The organism is Paenibacillus aceris, from assembly GCF_017874035.1.
In the GTDB taxonomy this organism is placed as follows: domain Bacteria; phylum Bacillota; class Bacilli; order Paenibacillales; family NBRC-103111; genus Paenibacillus_E; species Paenibacillus_E aceris.
In genome coordinates this window covers 97,166-115,788 of record NZ_JAGGKV010000007.1, presented here as the reverse complement: position 1 = coordinate 115,788, position 18,623 = coordinate 97,166, and the positions used below count along the sequence as shown (strand labels likewise).

Below are 18,623 nucleotides of genomic sequence, written 5' to 3'. Positions count from 1 at the left end.
TGCCCGCTCCCCACGCGCGGGTGTGCTCGTGAGGAGTCGGTCATGCTCATCTCTGAGCTTATTTACGCGGCATCGACACAGTCGTACCGGAATCTTTACTATTGAATTTCTCTGTAGCTTCCTTGATCACTTCGTTGCCGCCTTTGGATTTCCACTCTTCCAGAACTTTCGGCCAATCGGAGATCGGCTCTTTGCCGTACACCATTTTAACCATGTGTGAAAGAATAACAGGAGGTGCTTGATCGGACAGCGGTGAAATGTCAGGGTTTTTCATTAAGGATTCCAGACGCGGCTCAAAGTTAATGCCATCGCGTCCTTCATTTTTCAATGTTGTGTCGTACACATTCATCAATTTCTTGCCGTCTTCTGTCATACTAAGTGTGCCTTTATTATAAGTTGTATCTTGAACTAACCACAAGAAGGATTGACGGTAACGCTCCTCATCTACACCAGCAGAATCTGTTGGCGCTTTGTAGTCGATTTTGCCGTCTACCGTTTTGTATGTGTCGCCTTCAATACCGAATGTGAAGAATTTCTCAGCTTCGTCAGACATCATCCAATCGTAGAACTTAATGATTTGCGCTGCATTTTTCACGTTTTTGTTGATGAAGTAAGCACGCGGCGCAGGTCCGTATAAGTAGTGACCGCCTTTACCATCTGGTCCAGTCGGAGATGCGATGATTTCGATATCGCCTGTTGGCACCGTCGTTTTCAGCTGTGTTTCCCATTGCAGCATTTCATTGGCATTCATGGACCACATACCTGCTTTACCAGCAAGGATCGTATTTTTGAATACCGTTGCATTGATTGTTGCGAATTCTTTGTTGATCAAACCTTCGTCAAACATCGTTTTGTACGTTTGCAGCGCTTTGGTCATATTCTCTGTGTCGAAAAATTTCGGCAAAATTTGATCGCCTGACTTTTCGAACATCGACAAGTATGGATATACGTCATAAGCTCCGAAGAACGAATCCGCATATTTGAAGTTTTCACGACCCATGTAAGGGTTCTCAACGCCCATCTCTTTGAACTTGCGAAGCACGGCCATATATTCGTCAACCGTTTTCGGAACGCCGAGACCGGCTTTATCCAGCAAGTCTTTACGAACGAAGATCGCGCGGCGGGACGGGTTGGACAAGTATTCTGGAATCGCATAGATTTTACCGTTGTATGTTACGTTATCCCAAGCGTCTTTCGGCACTTTTTTGAGCAAGTTCGGACCATACTGTTTCAGCAAATCGTCCAGAGGCATGAATACGCCTGCTTTCACGGAACCCGCCATCTCTTTCCCGTTCACACCGCCGCTGCCTTGTACAACATCAGGAATATCGTTGGTTGCGAACATTTGGATCATTTTTTGTTCATATTCTTTGTGCGGAACAAGCACGATATTCAAATCGGTGTTTGTTAATTCTTCGAGTTTCTTCACCCATTTGTCTTGGTTGATATCAGGCGATTTCTCCACGTGTCCGAACGCCAGTGTGCGCAGGGAGATGGAGAACTTCGTTTTTTCTGCCGGCTTTGTACTAGCTGCGCCAGCTGCTGCGCTGGATGTCGGTTGTTCCGTTGGCTTAGAAGAGCAAGCAGCCACTAAACTGGCCATAAGTACCACAGCCATTGTGGTGGGAATCCATTTTTTCATTTCTACCCCTCTTTTCATTTCGCTAAATATGACGCTTTCACACCTTCATTGTAAAAGCGTTTACAATTTGTCGATATGGACTGTTTTTAGTTCGAATTGTCTTTTTTTTAGAATCATGTCAAAACTCGACATTTCATACAGGATTTCACAACCAAATTGTTAGGATTTGACGGATCCTACCATCATCCCTTTGACAAAATGACGCTGCAAGAACGGATAGATCAGAATAATCGGGATTGTTGCGATAATAATTGTCGCCATCTTGATGCCTTCCGGATCCATGTGAGCCAGTCCGCTGAATTGTGACGAGTTGGGATCGATACTGATATCTTCGGATACAATGAGCTGGCGCAGCTTCACTTGAAGCGGCCACAGTGCTGGTTTATTGATATAGTAGAGCGCGCTTTGATACGTATTCCAGTGGCTTACAGCATAGAAAATCCCCAGAGAAGCCATAACCGGTTTGGATAGCGGAAGCACGATATTCCAGATCATTCTAAGCTCTGAACAGCCGTCGATACGGCCGGAATCAATCAATTCGCTCGGAATTTGCAGGAAGAACGACCTCATCACGAAAAAGTTGAAGGCGCTGATCGCACCTGGAATCATTAATGCCCAAAGCGAGTTCGTCAGATGCAAATTTTTCATCAAAATAAAGTTAGGAATCAGTGGAGCTGTGAACACCATCGTAATCAAAACCATAATCACGACTGCGTTGCGTCCAGCATACTCAGGGCGTGATACCGGATAAGCTAGTGAAGCCGTTGCAATCAAGTTGATGAGCGTACCCACTACCGTAATATACACAGTAACTCCGAAGGAACGCCAGATTGCCGCGTCGCTGAACACGTATTGATAATTAATTGCCGTAAATTGAACCGGCCAGAATAATACTTTACCATTCACGATAGCTTGAGATGAACTGAACGATTGGGCCAGCACGTTTAAGAACGGCAGGAGCATCGCCAGCGATAAGAGTGTCAGAAAAAGAACATTAAAGATGTTAAAAACTTGCCAACCGGCTGTCGGCTTGCGATTCATAATGCGTTCACCTCCGTCTTAGTACAAGCTTTCACCCGTTGTTTTTTTGCTTAAAAGGTTACCCGTAACAATAAAGATCACACCCACTAATGCTTTGAAAAGCCCGATCGCCGTCGTATAGCTGAACTGCTGGCCTAACAAACCTGCGGTGTAAATGTAAGTATCCAAAATTTCACCGTTTTCTTTATTCAAAGGATTCAAGAACACGTAGACGCGCTCGAAGCCGAAATCTAAGAATTTACCAATGTGCAGCAGGAACAAAATCATAATGGTCGGCAGCAGCGATGGAAGCGTAATCGAGATCGTTTGTCTCCAACGGTTCGCTCCATCCACTTCAGATGCCTCATATAAGTCCGGATTAATTCCCGCAAGCGCGGCCAAATAAATAATCGTACCGTAGCCGGAATCCCGCCAAATTCCCGAAGAGATAAGAACCGTGCGAATCCAGGATTCTTCGCCTAAGAAATATATCGGCTCAAAGCCCAGCCAAGTGATAAATTGGTTCACTGCCCCTGTTGAGGGAGAGAGAATACCGATGGCAATCCCGCTGACGATAACCCAGGACAAGAAGTGAGGCATGTAGACAACGGTTTGCAGAAGGCGTTTATACAATACAACACGCAGCTCGTTAAGTAAGAGAGCCAGGATGATCGGCGCAGGGAACGCCAGCACTAAGTCGTAAATACCGATTAAGATCGTATTCTTCAAAATTTTGAGGAAATCATAATGAGCAAACATGCGTGCGAAATGCTCGAATCCTACCCATTTGCTTCCGGTAAAGCCGTCAAAAATGTTGTAATCCTGAAAGGCAATAACTGAACCTAACAACGGTACATATTTGAAAACGATAAAATATACAATCCCCGGCAAAGATATCAGATACAACGCCCTATACTTCCAAAACGTTCGCAGAAAGGAATTTCCCTTTTTCGTCTGCGCACGCTTATTCATTTGTTCCACTGCTTGCGCGCCAACCGCCATCTTCTGGCCCCCCTCACTATTTCTTCGTCGATGTTATACCCCTATGGTACCTTGCTAAAGCGCTTGCAACAATGGAATGTCTTTTCACCGACTTGTGTTTTTTTTAGGTGGGAAGTAGCGCGTGTGCGTTTGCAAAAACGTACAGAGGGATGTGATTCGTGGGGAGGGGAGGCCGCTAGGGCTTTGTTGCGGATAGCTCGTGAAGGGAAAAGCGGTTCGGAGCTATATTACGAATACTCGTGAAGGGATGCGGTTCGGAGCTATGTTGCACTATGTACAATGATTTGGCTGCGTTTCTGCCTCAGCGTTACTCTATGTTGTACTTTGTACAACGTTTTTTGCCAAACGGGCCGTTTTCGGGCTAATTGGGGTAAAATGGTTGCACTTTGTGCAATTGATAGGTGTAAAGTACCTTTATGTTGTACAAAGTACAACTTAGATTCGCAATGGCAAGAGCACCGCGGTGAGTGTGTGCCTCCCATCCCCAACTTCAATCCCTACTTCACCATACTCCACACCTTATTTCAGCCCGTACTTCAATCTCCTCCCTCGCGCGGCAGCCTCCCCCCTCTCCAAACAAATCAAAAAAAGCCAACAGCTAAAGTAGAATTTCTACTTTAACCGCCAGCTTTTCAACATTTAATCTATTTCTAACGTTTTGACCAGACTCCGCTTGGCTTTGATAGGCTTCATATCCTTGAAACGGATGAACTTCTTCGTATCCTCGCACCATATGCGGAACTTAAGAGATTCTAAGCTAGTGATCAGTGTAATGGTCTGCACATTGCGCAGCACTGCGTTTTTGTTATGAACCTTTTCCAGATAGTAGTTCGGAACCCGCGGGCTCAGGTGATGAATATGGTGAAAACCAATATTACCTGTAATCCAGTGCAGCACTTTAGGCAGCTTGTAAAAAGAACTGCCATGCATCGCGGCTTTCACGTAATCCCATTCAGCTTCATTCTCAAAATAGGTCTCTTCATAATTATGCTGAACATAGAAAAGCCAAATCCCCATCATGCCTGAAACAAAAAACATAGGACCTTGAATAAGAAGAACGGATTGCCAACCAATTGCCCAGCAAAGTAAGGCTAAACTCCCCACAATACTTACATTGGTAATGTACGTATTCATGCGCTCTTTCATCCCCGCACGCTTGCGGTTAAACCTGTAATCGATCAAAAAAATAAAAACCGGCCCAACAATGAACATGATCAGTGGATTACGGTACAGCCTGTATGTCATTCTTCTCTTCCATGATGATGCTTGATATTCATCAACCGTCAGCGTCCAAATATCACCGACACCTCTACGATCCAAATTACCGCTGGATGCATGATGAATAGAGTGCGTATAGCGCCACTGATGATAAGGAACAAATGTCAGAATTCCTGTCAATGTACCGACGATTTCATTCGCCCATTTATTTTTGAAAAAAGACTTATGACAGCAATCGTGAAAAATGATAAAAATGCGCACCAAAAATCCGGCAGCGATAATGTCAATTACGAGCGTAAGCCAGACGGACACGGAAAGGCTTAAATACGCGAAATACCAAAGTGCGAAAAAGGGAACCACCGTATTAATAATTTGCCAGACACTATGCTTCATATGCGGTCTTTCGTAAGGTGCGATGTCAGAACGCCATCCGCCTTTATCTTCATGCTTCATTCAGTTAGAACTCCTTCTCTCCACATCGTGTCGGATCTGATTTGTTGTCACCTGTTGTAGTACGTTGCAGATCAAATAAAGTTCCCTCTCACGGAAAGAAATATTACACCGCACACTCATCATACGGTCGAAACCGCATTTTGTAAAATGCAATATAAGTCAGTCGTATTTACACAGCCTATCTGTTGTGTAGAATGGATACACAAGGAAGATCCCTAATCATTAACGAATGAGTTATGCAAAATGCCGCCGGAAAGGAACTTTCCTATGAACATCCTAATTATTGAAGACGATTCCAGCATCCAAATGCTGCTCAAATTAAGCCTGGAAGTTGAGGGCTTTCACCCTATGGTTGCGGGCACCATCGCCTCCGGTCTCGATGCGCTCGCTTCTGCTTCCATCGATTTAATCCTATTGGACCTGATGCTGCCCGATCAGTCTGGCTTTGAGTTTTTGAAAACGCTGCAGCAGTCTTACAAGGAAATACCCGTCATCGTACTCACGGCGAAGAACGAAATGAACGACAAAATACTAGGTTTTCAGCTAGGCGCCGACGATTATTTGACCAAGCCCTTCGAGACGCGGGAGCTTATCATGCGAATTCGCGCAGTTATGCGCCGAATGATGCCGGATACAACGGCACATGCGGTTGAAGTCATTCAAGCTGGCGTCATTGAAATGGATCGCAACGAGCGATCTTTGAAAGTGGCAGGACAACTGGTTAAAACGACCAGCAAGGAGTTCGATTTCCTCTGGCTGCTGTGCAAAAATCCGAAAAAGGTGTTCACGCGGGAGCACATTTTGGATCAGGTGTGGGGATTCGAGTACTACGGACAGACGCGTTCCGTCGATATGATGGTGAATCGGCTCCGCGAAAAAATCAAACCCCACGATCATGTGCTGGCCACGGTTCACGGGATGGGCTACAAGCTGGAGGTTTAAGCCATGAAGCTGCGCAATAAGCTGTTCATTCAGCACACGATAACGATCATCATGCTGCTAGCCGCGATGTACGTCGTCGTTAACTATACGCTGAGCAAGAGTATGATTGAGCGGGATACTCAGACGCTGAGCCAATATTACGACTTGCACCGCATCGAGGCGCTAAAAATTGTGAACGATAAGAAAATCAGCATCGAACAGCTTTTTTCCGGGACATACGCCCCGCTTATCGCCTCTCATCTTGCCGCCAACAGCAACTTCCAAGTGCAGCTGTTTGACCCGGAAGGCACGATAATCGGAGACAGCGGGAACAAAGAAGATTTGGTGAAGAGGAGCGATATCGACGCTGCGCTTGCGGGGCAAACCGCAACCGTTATTACGGAAGGCGAAAGCAGCAAAATCCTCATTTACGCCTCTCCCTTTCTCTACGAAGGCAAGATTGTAGGCGGATTCCGCTATTTGCTCGATCTGAATAAACATGAGGAAACCCTTTCCGCCATGCGGACTTGGTTTATTGGCGTCGCTCTCGGCTGCTTGCTGGTTGCCCTGCTTGCAAGTTACTCGTTCTCTTTTTTCATCATGCAGCCGCTGCATGCTCTCCAACAAGCCTTGAAACAGGTGACCGTCGGGGATTTCAGCAGGAAAATCACGGTTCGCAGCCAAGATGAAGTACGGGAGTTAGCCGATGACTTCAATCAAATGTCTGAGGCGTTGCAAGAGCATATCGAGCTGCTCCATTTTGAGCAGAGCAAGCAAAAAAAATTTTACGACAATGTGACCCATGAGCTTAAAACTCCACTAACGTCCATCATCGGCTTCTCCGATCTGATTGATAAAATGGAGCACATCGATGATATTCGAACATGCAATGTTTACATCCGCAAAGAAAGCACACGACTGCTGCAAATGGTTGAAGAGCTGCTGCAATCGTCCCTCAAAGGCGATGAGGCTTGGCGGGTGCAGGTCGAGCAGGCAGATTTGGCAGCGATCCTGACGGATAGCCTGCGCATTCTGGAGCCTACGTTGCATAAATCTACAATTTCGACTGCTGTACAAGTGGAGCCGTGTGAGGTGTACATGGATCCCAAACGAACACAGCAGGTCTTGTTCAACATCATCGAAAATGCGATCAAGCACAGCGAGTGCACGCACCTGAACGTACGGCTGGAGCAGCAGGAATATCACTGTCTTGTACGCATTACCGATAACGGCAAAGGCATGGGTGAAGAGGAAGCAAGCACGCTGTTCCTTCCCTCCGGACAGAAAGCGGATCGTCCCGTATCGGCTCATTCGCACGGGCTTGGGTTGCTGCTCTGCAAACAGTTGATGGAACTGCAGGGCGGCGATATCACGGTTCACAGCCGCGAGGGAAGTGGTACGGAAGTCATTTTGAGCTTCCAGATGGAGCCTCTCCACGCACAAGGTCTGTTACAAAATTGATACAAATCGATGATTTTTCTGAGATAAAAGGAGAGTAATCTACATGCAAGAGGAGAAGAAAGGGCTTTCATGGTTGCGTCTCATCTTATTGCAAATTTTGATCGGTTGCACGTTGATCGGCATTTTTGCTTATATTTTCCGAATCGGTGTCGATGAAGTACGCACCGTTCCGAAGGATCCGAACAGCCGCGACATGTTCGACGGCGTTCCAATGAGCATGAACGTCACGTACCCGGGCATCGGCACCATTTCGATTGATGATCCCAAAGAGCTGATCGCGTGGAAAGCATCGTTCACCCGTTTATTGAACGGAGGCGGTCAGCCCAATCGTGCAAACGCTTCACGGCTGCTCTTGACAGGCTCAATGGCCTACTTGGATCAGGAGGACGTGCCCTTCCAAATCGGGACCAGCGGCTTCCGCTTCGGAAGCGACATGGTGAATTCGCTGGATATCAGCGCGGAGATCCGCAAATTGCAAAATATGCTGATCGACAAAACGCTCACCGCAGAAACTGTCGGCAACGTGATTGCTAACCCGATTCATCAGGTATCCCGCTTGCAGGACGGCGTTCTTACCGCGTTATCGGGAAAGGATCGGACAGCGCTGACGGCACAGATGCGAACGGCAGTCCGGCTGATCGATTTCAGCCATTTTGACTTCATGGCGGAGCGCCCGAGCGCTCATTATGTTGTGCAGTTAAAGGACGAAGCCGCGAGTGGGAAGCATTGGCTGCATATCGATCTCTATGACAACGCTTACTTCATCGTGTTCGATTTGCTGGATGAAACCAACCATAAAGCCTATTTCAAGTTAAGTGATGCCTCCTAACCTATCGAGGGGATGGTTGATGAAATGGCTAGAAAGAAAAGTAACAGTTCCGTCATGATCTTATCCGTTATTGTTGTTGTGCTTGTAGCAGGATTCTTCCTGTACAAGTCCGGTGTATTCGGCGGGAAAGCGAAAGGCAAAATTACCGTGTATTCCATTTTCCAAGAAGAAGAAGCGCGTAAGATCCTGGATAAATTCAAGGCAGAGACAGGGATCGACTACGATGTTCTTCGCTTGCCGAGCGGTGAAGCCGTGACGCGTGTCCAAAATGAGATGGGTAAACCGCAGGCTGACTTCCTGATGGGCGGTCCGGCAGATTCGCATGAGGTATTGAAAAAAGCAGGCGCACTTGAGAGTTACATTTCTCCGAACGCCAAAGATATTCCAGACAATATGAAAGATAAAGATGGTGCTTGGACTGGTTTTTACCTGAATCCAATTGCTATTGGCATCAACGAGCAGCGTTGGAAAGAGAAATACGCTACAGCCCCTTATCCGCAGACGTTCCAAGAGCTGCTCGATCCTAAATTCAAAGGCGAAATCGGCATGTCCGATCCGGCAACTTCCGGTACCGCTTACACAGCCGTTGCCTCCCTTGCGCAAGTATGGGGCAAAGACAAAATGCTGGACTATGTGGCAAAGCTGCTGCCCAACCTGAAAGAAAGACCGAAGTCCGGTATCGAGCCGATTCAAAAAGCGGCCAAAGGCGAATACACGATCGGCATCACCTTCCTGGGTGACCAGCTGAAAATGAAAAATCAGGGCAGCCCGATTATTTCCATCGTTCCGGAAGCCGCAGGTTATGAGGTTGGCGGACTGGCTATTGTCAAAGGCGGCGCAAACACCGAAGGCGCCAAGAAACTCATGGATTTCATGCTAACGAATGAACCGGGACTTCTTTACACCGAATCAGCTTTCGCAAGCTCCGTGAAGCCTACCGTACCGATCCCTAAAGGCGGTATCGACATCAAAACAACCAAATACAATACAAGCTACAGCTTATGGAAAGCTGCCGAGCAGCGCAAAGAGCTGCAGGACGCGCTCAAGAACCTCAAATAAGAAAGCGTTCCCAGGGCATTGGAGTCCGTAGGCGCTACGGACCAATGCCCGCCTAAACAATGAATGTGGAAGGCGGTCGTGAGCCCCTTATGATCATAGAAAAAAAAGGCATGGGCACCTCGGTCAGCAAGCTGGTGAAAGATCCCTCCTCGCTGGTTCTCGTACTCATCAGTTTCGCTGTTCTCTGTCTCTTCGTTATTTATCCGCTTATTTACGTTGTTGCCCTGCCGGGAGCGACGGATTGGACGACATTCTTCAGTAAAAGCCGCTATGGCACCGCCCTGCTGAACACGGTCGTCAGTTCCTCCCTCTCCGCATTAACGGCAACGGTTTGCGGCTTTATTTACGCTTATTCGATTCATTACAGCAACATTGTGGGGAAAAAGTTCTTCCGCTTTATCGCCTTTCTCCCCATTCTCGCGCCGTCTGTTATGACCGGTCTCGCCTTCTTGCTGTTGTTCGGCCGAGGCGGCATGGTGTCGCAAACGCTCAAAGCATGGTTTAACGTTGAGCTCGACTTATACGGCTTGCCGGGTCTCTGGATCGTTCAAACGATCTCGTATTTCCCGCTTGCCTACATGACTATTACTGGCGTACTACGCTCCATATCGCCAAACCTGGAAATCGCCGCCCAGAACCTCGGGGCACGCGGTTTCAAGCTGTTCCGCACCATCACGTTCAAACTAGCGCTTCCAGGTGTTATCAACGCCTTCCTGCTCGTGGCTATCAACTGCTTTGCCGATTTCGGAAATCCGAAGCTGATCGGGGGCAATTATTCCCTTCTGGCCGTTGAAATCTACGGTGAAATCATTAATAACGAGCCTGGTCTCGCTTCCGTGATGGGCATCATTCTCGTTATTCCTGCCCTTTTGGTTTTCGTCATTCAAAGCAAACTGCTGTCCAAGGGCTCCTATTCCACGATAACCGGAAAGCCCGTTTCCGGCCTGAATCGCGTGAAGACGTCCCGTAAGACGGACATCCTTCTGTTTATTTTTAACAGCATCATGGCGCTCTTCATCCTGTCGATGTTCGCTATCACCATCTTGTTCGCGTTCACGAAGAACTTCGGGCGAGACAACACTTTTACACTGAGTCATATTACTAAAATGGTATTCAACCCATCCAGCCCCGCTGTTCTCAACAGCTTGGTGCTGTCGCTCATCGCATCTCTTCTAGCCGTCGGCTTCGCCCTCGTGCTGGCTTATGTGGTAGTACGCAAGCCTTTTCCAGGCAAAAAATTGCTCGATTTCACCGCCGTCCTGCCAATCGCCCTTCCAGGCACCTTTGTGGGTCTGGCTTTGATCGTCGCTTTCAGCAACGGACCGATTATGCTGCAAGGCTCCGCTGTCTTGATTATCGTGGCGATGCTGCTTAAACAGATGCCTGTCGGGTACAGGGGACTCACCGCTTCCTTCAAGCAGGTGGACAAATCTATCGAGGAAGCCGCAACGAATCTTGGCGCGGACAGCCGCCGCACGCTGACGACCATTGTATTCCCGATGCTGCAAAAGACCATTGTCGCCAACTTCGTCTATGCATTTATGAAAAACATGAACACCTTGAGCACGATCGTCTTTCTGATTACGCCCAAATGGGTCGTCGCCGCCGTCTCGATCTTCAACTATGCAGAGACTGGAACCTACTACTGGGCTGCCGCTGTTGCCGTCGGTTTGATGGGAACAACGCTTGCTACGCTCGGTGTGATGAAGCTCATTTTCCGCTCGAAGGTTAAAATATTTGATTTCTAAACAAGGAGTGAGTGATGATGAGTTCACAAGTTTTGTTGGATCTAAAAAATGTCAGTAAAGTGTTCGGCAGTAATCACGTTCTCAAACAGATTGATTTGCAAATCGAACGCGGTAAATTCATTACGTTCCTCGGACCGAGCGGATGCGGAAAAACGACACTGCTGCGCTCCATTGCAGGATTTTATACGATCGATGAAGGCGAAATTAAAATCGATGGCCAGCTCGTCAACGATCTGCCTCCGTACAAACGCGGAACGCCGATGGTATTCCAAGAGTACGCTTTGTTCCCGCACATGACCGTGTTCGATAATGTTGCATACGGGCTGGACATTCAGAAGCGCCCCGAAGCGGAGGTGCAAGAACGCGTAAAAACCGCTATGGCCAAGGTGAAACTAACCGGTTTAGAGGAGCGCTACCCGCACGAGATGTCCGGGGGGCAGCAGCAGCGGGTGGCGATGGCTCGCGCTCTAGTTATGAACTCGCCGATTATCCTGCTGGATGAGCCGCTCAGTAATTTGGATGCGAAGCTGCGTGAGGAAGTCCGCGTGGAACTGCGAAGCATTCAGCAAGAGCTTGGTCTTACGGTCATCTACGTTACTCATGACCAGCTCGAAGCCTTGTCGATGTCCGACTCCATCGTTGTTTTTAATAAAGGCGCAATTGACCAATATGGCACGCCGCATGAGATCTACTACAAGCCTCGCACGCCTTATGTCGCCGACTTTATCGGTACGACCAATTTCGTAGATGCCATTGTCCGCGAGGTAGCGAATGGCAAGGCCAAAGTGGATTACGGCACGAGCGGCCGCACAGCCAGCGTTACGACACATGAAGCCGTGACACCTGGGGATAAGGTGCTGCTCAGCATTCGCCCAGAATCGATGCGGATCAATGCGCCGGAGGCAGGAACCTTCCTCGTTAGCGGCTTCGTGAAATCATCGATGTTCCTAGGTGAGAAAGAGCGGTATTTCATTCTGGATGATAATATGAAAGAATGGATTGTCGATGCTTATGACATCGGATTAACCAGATTCCAGGGCAATGTCACGATTTCCGCAGCCGACGATAAAATTCATTTAATCAAGAAAAGCGAATAGGACATATAAACAACTAGCAGCTTGGCTAAAAAGGGAACTTGGGTTTCCTTTTTTGGCTGTTCAGGAGGGATTTGCATCATGTGGAAAAAAGGTTTGCTCGTGCTCATCATAGGGATTGGGATCTTCTTTGGCCTTCGTGTGATCGGGGAAAAGAAAAGCAACCAGCCTCTCAAGGTGTACGTGATCTTCCAGGAAGATGCCGGACGGATTCTGCTGGAAACGTTTAAGAAAAAGACGGACCAGCCGTACGATATCATCCGGATGTCGAGCGGCGAAGCCAGCTACCATCTGCTGACACTTGGCAAAACCGGGATCGACGTAGTGCTTGGCGGCCCTGCCGATCTGCATGAGCAGCTCAAAAACAAAAGCAAATCCCTTCGTTACTCACCAGCAGCTGCGGGCGGTATATCTGCCAAATATAAGGATGCCGATGGCTACTGGACCGGTATGTACATGGGGGCGCTGGCCATTGGCGTGAACCAAACCGTCTGGCAGCAGGACCCCCAGCTGAAGGAGCTCCCGCTTCCACAGCGGTACGAGGATCTGCTGCGTCCCGAGCTCAAGGGCAAGATCGAGATTCCCGATCCCGAGACGTCGGGAACCGGCTACACGCTGCTGGCCTCGCTTGCGCAGCAGCGCGGGGACAGCGCAGCGATTGATCTGATGCAGGCGCTGAAGAAACAAAGCGCCTCCATGACGTTCGCTGGCAACACGAGCGCACAGCATTTGGCGGAAGGCGAGATGGCTGCAGCCGTCTCCTTCTTGAGCGACCAGCTCCGCTTCAAAAACTCAGGCTACAACATCTCCTCCTTCATCCCACCGCAAGCCGGCTGGGAGATCGGAGCCGTGTCGATCCTGAAAGGCGGCAACAACCTAGCCGCTGCTAAGCAGCTCGTCGATTTTATGCTGTCCCGTGAGGTGCAGACCGATTATATGAACACCGCCTTCTCCTTCCCCGTGGCGCCGGACATTCCGGTGAACCCTCTCCTTGCGCCGGTGAAGCTGGAAAATCTGTTGGCCTCGTACCGCTTCGATCTAGCTGCACAGCAGCATGAGAAGCTGCTGGCCGGATGGCGGGCGGCAGAGTAACGGCATAAGACCGCCGTGTGATGTGTTTGGGCTGGCCACTTTGAGAAAAGTGGCCTTCTTGGAGGACTGTCTCAATGTTGCACTTTGTGCAACAATTTGGCCGTCAATCGGTCCCTATACTCCCCTATGTTGCAGTTTGTACAACAATTGGGGCAGAAATGGGCTGTTTGGGGTGCATTTGGGTTCAAATGATTGTATTTTGTACAATGAAGGCGAGCCCGCATCGTAAAAACTGCTTATATTGTTGTATAACATACAACGAGGAATTGCATTAACGTGTCCATAGCGGCGGAGATCAAGCCGCTTTACTGAAAAGTACTGCTTGATTTTTCTAAATTACCCTTTTTCTACCTTCACATACTTCCTCACTTACCTACTCTACTCTTCTCTCCTTTCCCACACACTTTGCCTGCAAATGGTGAAAACTCCGTAAAAGCAAAAAAAGCTGCCGAAGTCATCTCTGACCTCAGACAGCTTATTCGAATTCCTACCAAAACAGCTCCCCATGCCCTAACAGGCGGGATAAACCTTCCACAAAGTAATAATCGCCGTAAATAAGCGGCACATCTATATTCTTGCCTTCCGGGTAATGGCTTGTGCCATGAAGGATAAGTCCTTCTTCCGTCTCCGAGTCCCACGCGCCGTAGTTCGTATAAAGCGAATACAGGATACGCTCACCCGCTTCACGGTACAGACTGCTCTCTTGACCGCTCACCTGATCCGCGATCAGCAGCAAGCCGCAGGCAGCGCAAGCGCCTGCCGACGTATCGCGGTAGGCCGTAATCCCCTCCGGCAACCGGAAGTCCCAATGCGGCACGCTGTCCTCCGGCAAGTTGGCCATGAAGTAGTGCGCTGCGCGCTTAGCGGCATGCAGATAACGCTCATCTCCCGTATGGAGATGGCTTAGCGCCATGCCGTAAATCGCCCACGCGGTGCCGCGTGACCAGCCGGAATCAGGGGCAAAGCCCTGTCCGCCTTTCACTTCGAGCTTTTCGCCCGTGTGCGGATCGAAGACCACGATATGGTTCACAGAACCATCCGGGCGAATGAAGTGCTCCAGCGCCATATCGGCATGCCGCACGGCGATGTGCTTGTAACGCGGGTCTCCGGTTGTTGTGGAGGCCCAGTGCAGCAGCGGCAGGTTCATCATGCAATCGATGATGGCCCAGCCGGCATTGTCCTCCCCTTCGCGCCACGGGTTCCAGGCGCGGATATAATTGCCCTGCACATTGAAGCGTGCAGCGAGCAGATTCGCCGCGAGCAAGCCGCGGCGCTTGGAATCTTCCGCGCCTAGCAGCTTATAGCGCGCAACGCTCGTCAGCGTCCACATGAAGCCGATATCATGATCTAAGCGGTAGTAATCCGCGATGACTTGATCGAGCTGCACCTCGCAGGACTCTGCCAGCAGCTTCAGCTGCCCGTCTTGCGTATTGCGGTACAGAAGCCACAGCAATCCCGGCCAGAAGCCAGCTGTCCACCAAGACGCAGGCTCCAGCTGATATTCGCCCTTTACACTGGCATGCGGGAAGCGGTCTCCGATTCTTTTACTTGTTCTCGCTACCTTGTGAGCCGTCTTCTCCCAAGCTTCTTGAGCCCAATCTAATGAAGTACTCATGACATCACTTCCTAGTTGATTTATTTTATTGAAAAGCAAACCGAAATGCTGCAGATACCTTCAGGTTGGACTCGGTCAGCACGCCCGGCTTCAACTTGAAATCAAGCGCATAGCATGTTTCCGGCTGATCAAAATGATTCACGTGATGGAGAGTCTCGACCTCCCAATCAAACAGGTCCAAATCATAAGAGACGAAAACCCGCGCTTCTTCGGATGCCGCAATCAGAATTCGCCCGTCCTCCGCTTGCTGCGGGCGATGCCAAGCCATGAAGCGCTCCACAAGCGTCGCCGGTGCTTGAACGAACTCATAGCTGTCCGTCACCTCTAGTAGCGGCGGTTCTGTTTTGCTCCAGGTGAAGCGCCGGACAAGCTCTTTAAGTTTTGTTGTGCCATAGGCACTGGAGATTTCTAATGCGAACACATCCTCCGCATCATTACTGCTATAGGCCAGCAGTTCAGCCCGATGCTCCGCCCCAGCTTGTTGGTACAAGCCGTCAATGATCGGAACGGAGTGACTCTGCGAGCCGTTGCACAAAATCTCATAGCGCTCCGGTCCAAAATATTTCCGCGAATATTGCCCGCTTCCCAAATCAGGGAGCAGTGTTTCACCCTGTGCATACAGGATGAAATGCCCGATATCATTGTGGTTATGCGGTTCATTATTATGCCCGCCTTTGGCCGCGAAAACAAATGCACCCTGCTCTTGCAGCTGCCTGGACACCAGCCATTGCGCATCTGGTAAATAATACGCCGCTGTCTGCCAAGCGCTTCCCTCGACGCCGTCTAACGACCAGAGTAAATTCCGCAGAGCAGGCGCCCACCGGCTGCAGTGATCATCGCGAAAGCCTGCGCGGAGCGTCAGCTCGGGGTGCTCAATCTCAGGATAAAGCCGCTTCAAATAGCCGCTTAATCCCATAAAAATCCCCGCCTCCCCCTGCGAGTCGGAGAAATTCACAACCTTCCTCCCGTGGAGGAAGGTTTTCTGTTGGAACAAGGCTACTTGCCGCACCTTGTCCGCTTCGAACCAATTCACGACGCCTCCGGTGCGCCGCAGGATCAGGTCAGCGGCATAGGTGAAGTAGCCGAAGCCGTACTGCCAGTACATGTACCCTTCGGTACATGCCCCGTCTTCTTCGAAGCCGCTTAAGTACGAAGCGAGCGCAGGAAATGCGCGCTCCAGCACCGCGGCGAGCTCCTCCTCATCCTGCAGCGTGTAGATCGCTGCAGCGGCGATGGAGCCTCCGCAGACGGAGGCCCAGTTGTGGGTCGCGGTCTCCCAGCTGCTGGGAGCCTGCGTCACAAAGGGCCGCAGAATGCGGCGCAGCACTTCTTCGCGGATCCGTACGCGAAGAAGTTGCGGCAGCAACGCGCCGAGGAGCGCGCTGATTTCGCTTAGCGCGAACGCAGTCTCCGCCGCGAAAAGATCGATCGTGAACGACTCCGCTGACCGGTTCACTAGACCTTCCGCCGCATACTGTTCTGGTGCGGCGGACCTCATCTCTGGTCCATGCAGAAAATGCGCGGGCAAGCACCACGTATACTCGTCCAGAATAGACCCAATCGTGTCTGAAAGCGCATCCATATAGACACTATCCGCGCCTTCCAGCCAAGCCAATAAACCAAACGTCGTCAACCGGTTGCGACGGCGAAAATAAACAAGCTCATATTCCCTTCGAGAGCCTGTTGTGGAAAATAACCGGAACAAGGAATAATTCAGCTCGGGCATCGTTTCCTGCAGCAGCTTGTCCCCTTCTTTCCGAATCTCTTCGACAAGCCGTTTGCTTTCTTTCCCCTGTAGCAATCGCGCCTTCACCTGCAGAGGCGTTTCTTCCGGAAACAGCAGCTGTGAAGGATTTTTTTGCCCAGCATGCAGCGCTGCTTTTACATTATCCAAGTTCAAGTTGTCTGCGAGTACTTTCACCGTTATACGACCCACTTTCCCATGTCATTTGAAGGCAGCCCGCCTTCGGTCCGTGTGGACTTTCGTGACTTTCGTGATTTTCGTGGCTTAACCATCTACAAGTTATATATCTCTCATTATAAAGAATTAGATGCTGATCGTTATCCTGTTTTTTTGACTTTTTTTACTCATATCTTGACCTGTTAGACTCTATGGCGCAACATGGGTATAAAGAAATTTATAGAGACTAAACTTATCGGAGAGGTTGGACACAGAAATATGAGTCATCAAGCTGTAGTAGGAAAAAGTGTCCCCAAGGGACGATTTCCGATTTCCCTTCTTTCATTAACCGCTGGCGCCTTTGCCATCGGCATGACGGAGTTTGTGATCATGGGTCTTTTGCCCAATGTTGCCGAAGATCTGCATGTCACGATCTCGCAAGCCGGGCAGCTCATCACCAGCTATGCCATGGGCGTAGCAATCGGCGCTCCGATCCTCGCCTTGTTTACGAATAAACTGCCGCAAAAGCTGCTGTTGTGCCTGCTGATGGGTGTGTTCATCGTGGGCAACGCCATAAGTGTCATTGCTCCTACGTACACCATCCTGATGGGTGCTCGCATCGTGACAGCCCTAGCTCACGGAACGTTCTTCGGCGTCGGCGGCGTTATCGCCGTTCATCTGGTCCGTCCGGATCGGCGGGCAGGAGCCATCTCCATCATGATGGCCGGTCTCACGATCGCCAATATTATGGGCGTACCGTTCGGCACCTTCATTGGACAGCAGCTCGGTTGGCGCGCCTCCTTCGGCGCGATTGTTTTGATGGGCATCGTCTCGCTCATCGGCATCATTTTCTTAATCCCGCGCGTGCAGCAGGAGAAAAGTGCCGGCATCATTCAGCAGTTCCGCGCTTTAACCCAGCCAAAACTGCTGTTGATGCTGCTTATGGGGGCACTGGGCAGCGGAAGCTTATTCACGGTTTTCACCTACATCACGCCGCTGCTGGAACAAGTGACTGGCTTCTCGGAGCATCGTGTCGCATGGATTCTCGTTCTCTTCGGCTTTGGCGTCACCTTCGGCAATATCTTTGGCGGCAAACTTGCGGATTGGAAGCTAATGCCGGCGTTGCTCGGTAATTATGCGGCATTGGCCCTCATTCTTGTTGTTTTCAATTTCACCGTTCATCTGCCCGCTGCTGCTGTCATTACCATTTTCGTATGGGGCGCGGCGGCGTTCGGCATCCTGCCTGGCCTGCAGCTTCGCATCATGACGATGGCAAAAGATGCGCCTATGCTGGCGTCAACCTCGAACCACTCGGCGAATAATCTGGGCAATGCCAGTGGCGCCTTTATTGGCGGTTGGGTCATCACGCATATGGGCCTTACCTATCTTCCGTGGGCAGGAGCCTTGCTGCCTGTTCTAGGTCTGCTGATCGGTCTTATCAGCTATGGCATGGAGCGGAAAGAAAAGCGTGCCGGGACAAACACGGAGCCGCAAAAACAAGCGGGATAACTCCATAATGCCCCCACATGGGACAAGAAAAACCTATAGGGTCCCTACTTAGCGGAACTC

Annotated in this window: 14 protein-coding genes; 8 read left to right on the top strand and 6 right to left on the bottom strand. The window is 49.9% G+C overall.

Features of this window, described 5'->3' with window-relative positions; all coding sequences use genetic code 11:
* Positions 1–58 precede the first annotated feature (58 nt).
* The 4 genes from J2Z65_RS15155 to desA all read right to left on the bottom strand — a co-directional run bounded on the left by J2Z65_RS15155 (position 59) and on the right by desA (position 5,335).
* Positions 59–1,642 (bottom strand): extracellular solute-binding protein, encoded by a 1,584-nt coding sequence (locus J2Z65_RS15155; protein ID WP_167054799.1) that lies wholly within the window; start codon positions 1,640–1,642, stop codon positions 59–61.
* A 159-nt stretch (positions 1,643–1,801) separates the two neighbouring features.
* Positions 1,802–2,683, bottom strand: coding sequence for a carbohydrate ABC transporter permease (locus J2Z65_RS15150; RefSeq protein ID WP_167054801.1), 882 nt, complete (start codon positions 2,681–2,683; stop codon positions 1,802–1,804).
* Between the two features lie 18 nt (positions 2,684–2,701).
* Entirely contained in the window at positions 2,702–3,634 is a 933-nt protein-coding gene (locus J2Z65_RS15145; RefSeq protein WP_240159591.1) for an ABC transporter permease, read from the bottom strand.
* Between the two features lie 669 nt (positions 3,635–4,303).
* Positions 4,304–5,335 (bottom strand): Delta(5) desaturase DesA, encoded by a 1,032-nt coding sequence (gene desA, locus J2Z65_RS15140; protein ID WP_167054804.1) that lies wholly within the window; start codon positions 5,333–5,335, stop codon positions 4,304–4,306.
* A gap of 267 nt (positions 5,336–5,602) precedes the next feature.
* On the opposite strand from desA, the gene J2Z65_RS15135 reads away from it, so the two are divergent.
* From J2Z65_RS15135 to J2Z65_RS15105, 7 genes are all read left to right on the top strand, one after another.
* Positions 5,603–6,277 (top strand): response regulator transcription factor, encoded by a 675-nt coding sequence (locus J2Z65_RS15135; RefSeq protein WP_167054806.1) that lies wholly within the window; start codon positions 5,603–5,605, stop codon positions 6,275–6,277.
* A gap of 3 nt (positions 6,278–6,280) precedes the next feature.
* A complete protein-coding gene (locus J2Z65_RS15130) occupies positions 6,281–7,717 on the top strand; it encodes a HAMP domain-containing sensor histidine kinase (RefSeq protein ID WP_167054808.1) in 1,437 nt (478 codons plus the stop codon).
* 43 nt (positions 7,718–7,760) lie between these two features.
* Positions 7,761–8,546, top strand: a complete 786-nt coding sequence (locus J2Z65_RS15125) for a DUF3919 family protein (RefSeq protein WP_167054810.1) — start codon at positions 7,761–7,763, stop codon at positions 8,544–8,546.
* Positions 8,547–8,570: 24 nt separating this feature from the next.
* Complete coding sequence (locus tag J2Z65_RS15120) at positions 8,571–9,605, top strand: ABC transporter substrate-binding protein (protein WP_167054812.1); 1,035 nt, start codon at positions 8,571–8,573, stop codon at positions 9,603–9,605.
* An 89-nt stretch (positions 9,606–9,694) separates the two neighbouring features.
* Positions 9,695–11,353 carry an ABC transporter permease gene (locus tag J2Z65_RS15115; protein WP_167054813.1) on the top strand — a complete coding sequence of 553 codons (1,659 nt, stop codon included), beginning with the start codon at positions 9,695–9,697 and terminating at the stop codon, positions 11,351–11,353.
* Between the two features lie 14 nt (positions 11,354–11,367).
* Positions 11,368–12,450 carry an ABC transporter ATP-binding protein gene (locus J2Z65_RS15110; RefSeq protein ID WP_167054815.1) on the top strand — a complete coding sequence of 361 codons (1,083 nt, stop codon included), beginning with the start codon at positions 11,368–11,370 and terminating at the stop codon, positions 12,448–12,450.
* A gap of 78 nt (positions 12,451–12,528) precedes the next feature.
* On the top strand, positions 12,529–13,539 hold the full coding sequence (locus J2Z65_RS15105; RefSeq protein ID WP_167054817.1) for an extracellular solute-binding protein: 1,011 nt from the start codon (positions 12,529–12,531) through the stop codon (positions 13,537–13,539).
* 487 nt (positions 13,540–14,026) lie between these two features.
* Here J2Z65_RS15105 and J2Z65_RS15100 read toward each other — a convergent pair whose 3' ends face one another.
* Both J2Z65_RS15100 and J2Z65_RS35885 read right to left on the bottom strand, forming a co-directional pair.
* A complete protein-coding gene (locus tag J2Z65_RS15100; protein ID WP_167054820.1) occupies positions 14,027–15,154 on the bottom strand; it encodes a glycoside hydrolase family 88 protein in 1,128 nt (375 codons plus the stop codon).
* A 25-nt stretch (positions 15,155–15,179) separates the two neighbouring features.
* Positions 15,180–17,075 (bottom strand): heparinase II/III domain-containing protein, encoded by a 1,896-nt coding sequence (locus J2Z65_RS35885; RefSeq protein WP_167054822.1) that lies wholly within the window; start codon positions 17,073–17,075, stop codon positions 15,180–15,182.
* Positions 17,076–17,333: 258 nt separating this feature from the next.
* Between J2Z65_RS35885 and J2Z65_RS15090 the strand changes: the two genes are divergently transcribed.
* On the top strand, positions 17,334–18,563 hold the full coding sequence (locus J2Z65_RS15090) for an MFS transporter (protein ID WP_167055022.1): 1,230 nt from the start codon (positions 17,334–17,336) through the stop codon (positions 18,561–18,563).
* Positions 18,564–18,623: the final 60 nt, after the last annotated feature.

What these genes read in the sequence shown, in the direction of transcription:
- J2Z65_RS15155 (WP_167054799.1), bottom strand. Translation starts at nt 1,642, where the DNA reads ATGAAAAAATGGATTCCCACCACAATGGCTGTGGTACTTATGGCCAGT.
- J2Z65_RS15150 (WP_167054801.1), bottom strand. Translation starts at nt 2,683, where the DNA reads ATGAATCGCAAGCCGACAGCCGGTTGGCAAGTTTTTAACATCTTTAAT.
- J2Z65_RS15145 (WP_240159591.1), bottom strand. Translation starts at nt 3,634, where the DNA reads ATGAATAAGCGTGCGCAGACGAAAAAGGGAAATTCCTTTCTGCGAACG.
- desA (WP_167054804.1), bottom strand. Translation starts at nt 5,335, where the DNA reads ATGAAGCATGAAGATAAAGGCGGATGGCGTTCTGACATCGCACCTTAC.
- J2Z65_RS15135 (WP_167054806.1), top strand. Translation starts at nt 5,603, where the DNA reads ATGAACATCCTAATTATTGAAGACGATTCCAGCATCCAAATGCTGCTC.
- J2Z65_RS15130 (WP_167054808.1), top strand. Translation starts at nt 6,281, where the DNA reads ATGAAGCTGCGCAATAAGCTGTTCATTCAGCACACGATAACGATCATC.
- J2Z65_RS15125 (WP_167054810.1), top strand. Translation starts at nt 7,761, where the DNA reads ATGCAAGAGGAGAAGAAAGGGCTTTCATGGTTGCGTCTCATCTTATTG.
- J2Z65_RS15120 (WP_167054812.1), top strand. Translation starts at nt 8,571, where the DNA reads ATGGCTAGAAAGAAAAGTAACAGTTCCGTCATGATCTTATCCGTTATT.
- J2Z65_RS15115 (WP_167054813.1), top strand. Translation starts at nt 9,695, where the DNA reads ATGATCATAGAAAAAAAAGGCATGGGCACCTCGGTCAGCAAGCTGGTG.
- J2Z65_RS15110 (WP_167054815.1), top strand. Translation starts at nt 11,368, where the DNA reads ATGATGAGTTCACAAGTTTTGTTGGATCTAAAAAATGTCAGTAAAGTG.
- J2Z65_RS15105 (WP_167054817.1), top strand. Translation starts at nt 12,529, where the DNA reads ATGTGGAAAAAAGGTTTGCTCGTGCTCATCATAGGGATTGGGATCTTC.
- J2Z65_RS15100 (WP_167054820.1), bottom strand. Translation starts at nt 15,154, where the DNA reads ATGAGTACTTCATTAGATTGGGCTCAAGAAGCTTGGGAGAAGACGGCT.
- J2Z65_RS15090 (WP_167055022.1), top strand. Translation starts at nt 17,334, where the DNA reads ATGAGTCATCAAGCTGTAGTAGGAAAAAGTGTCCCCAAGGGACGATTT.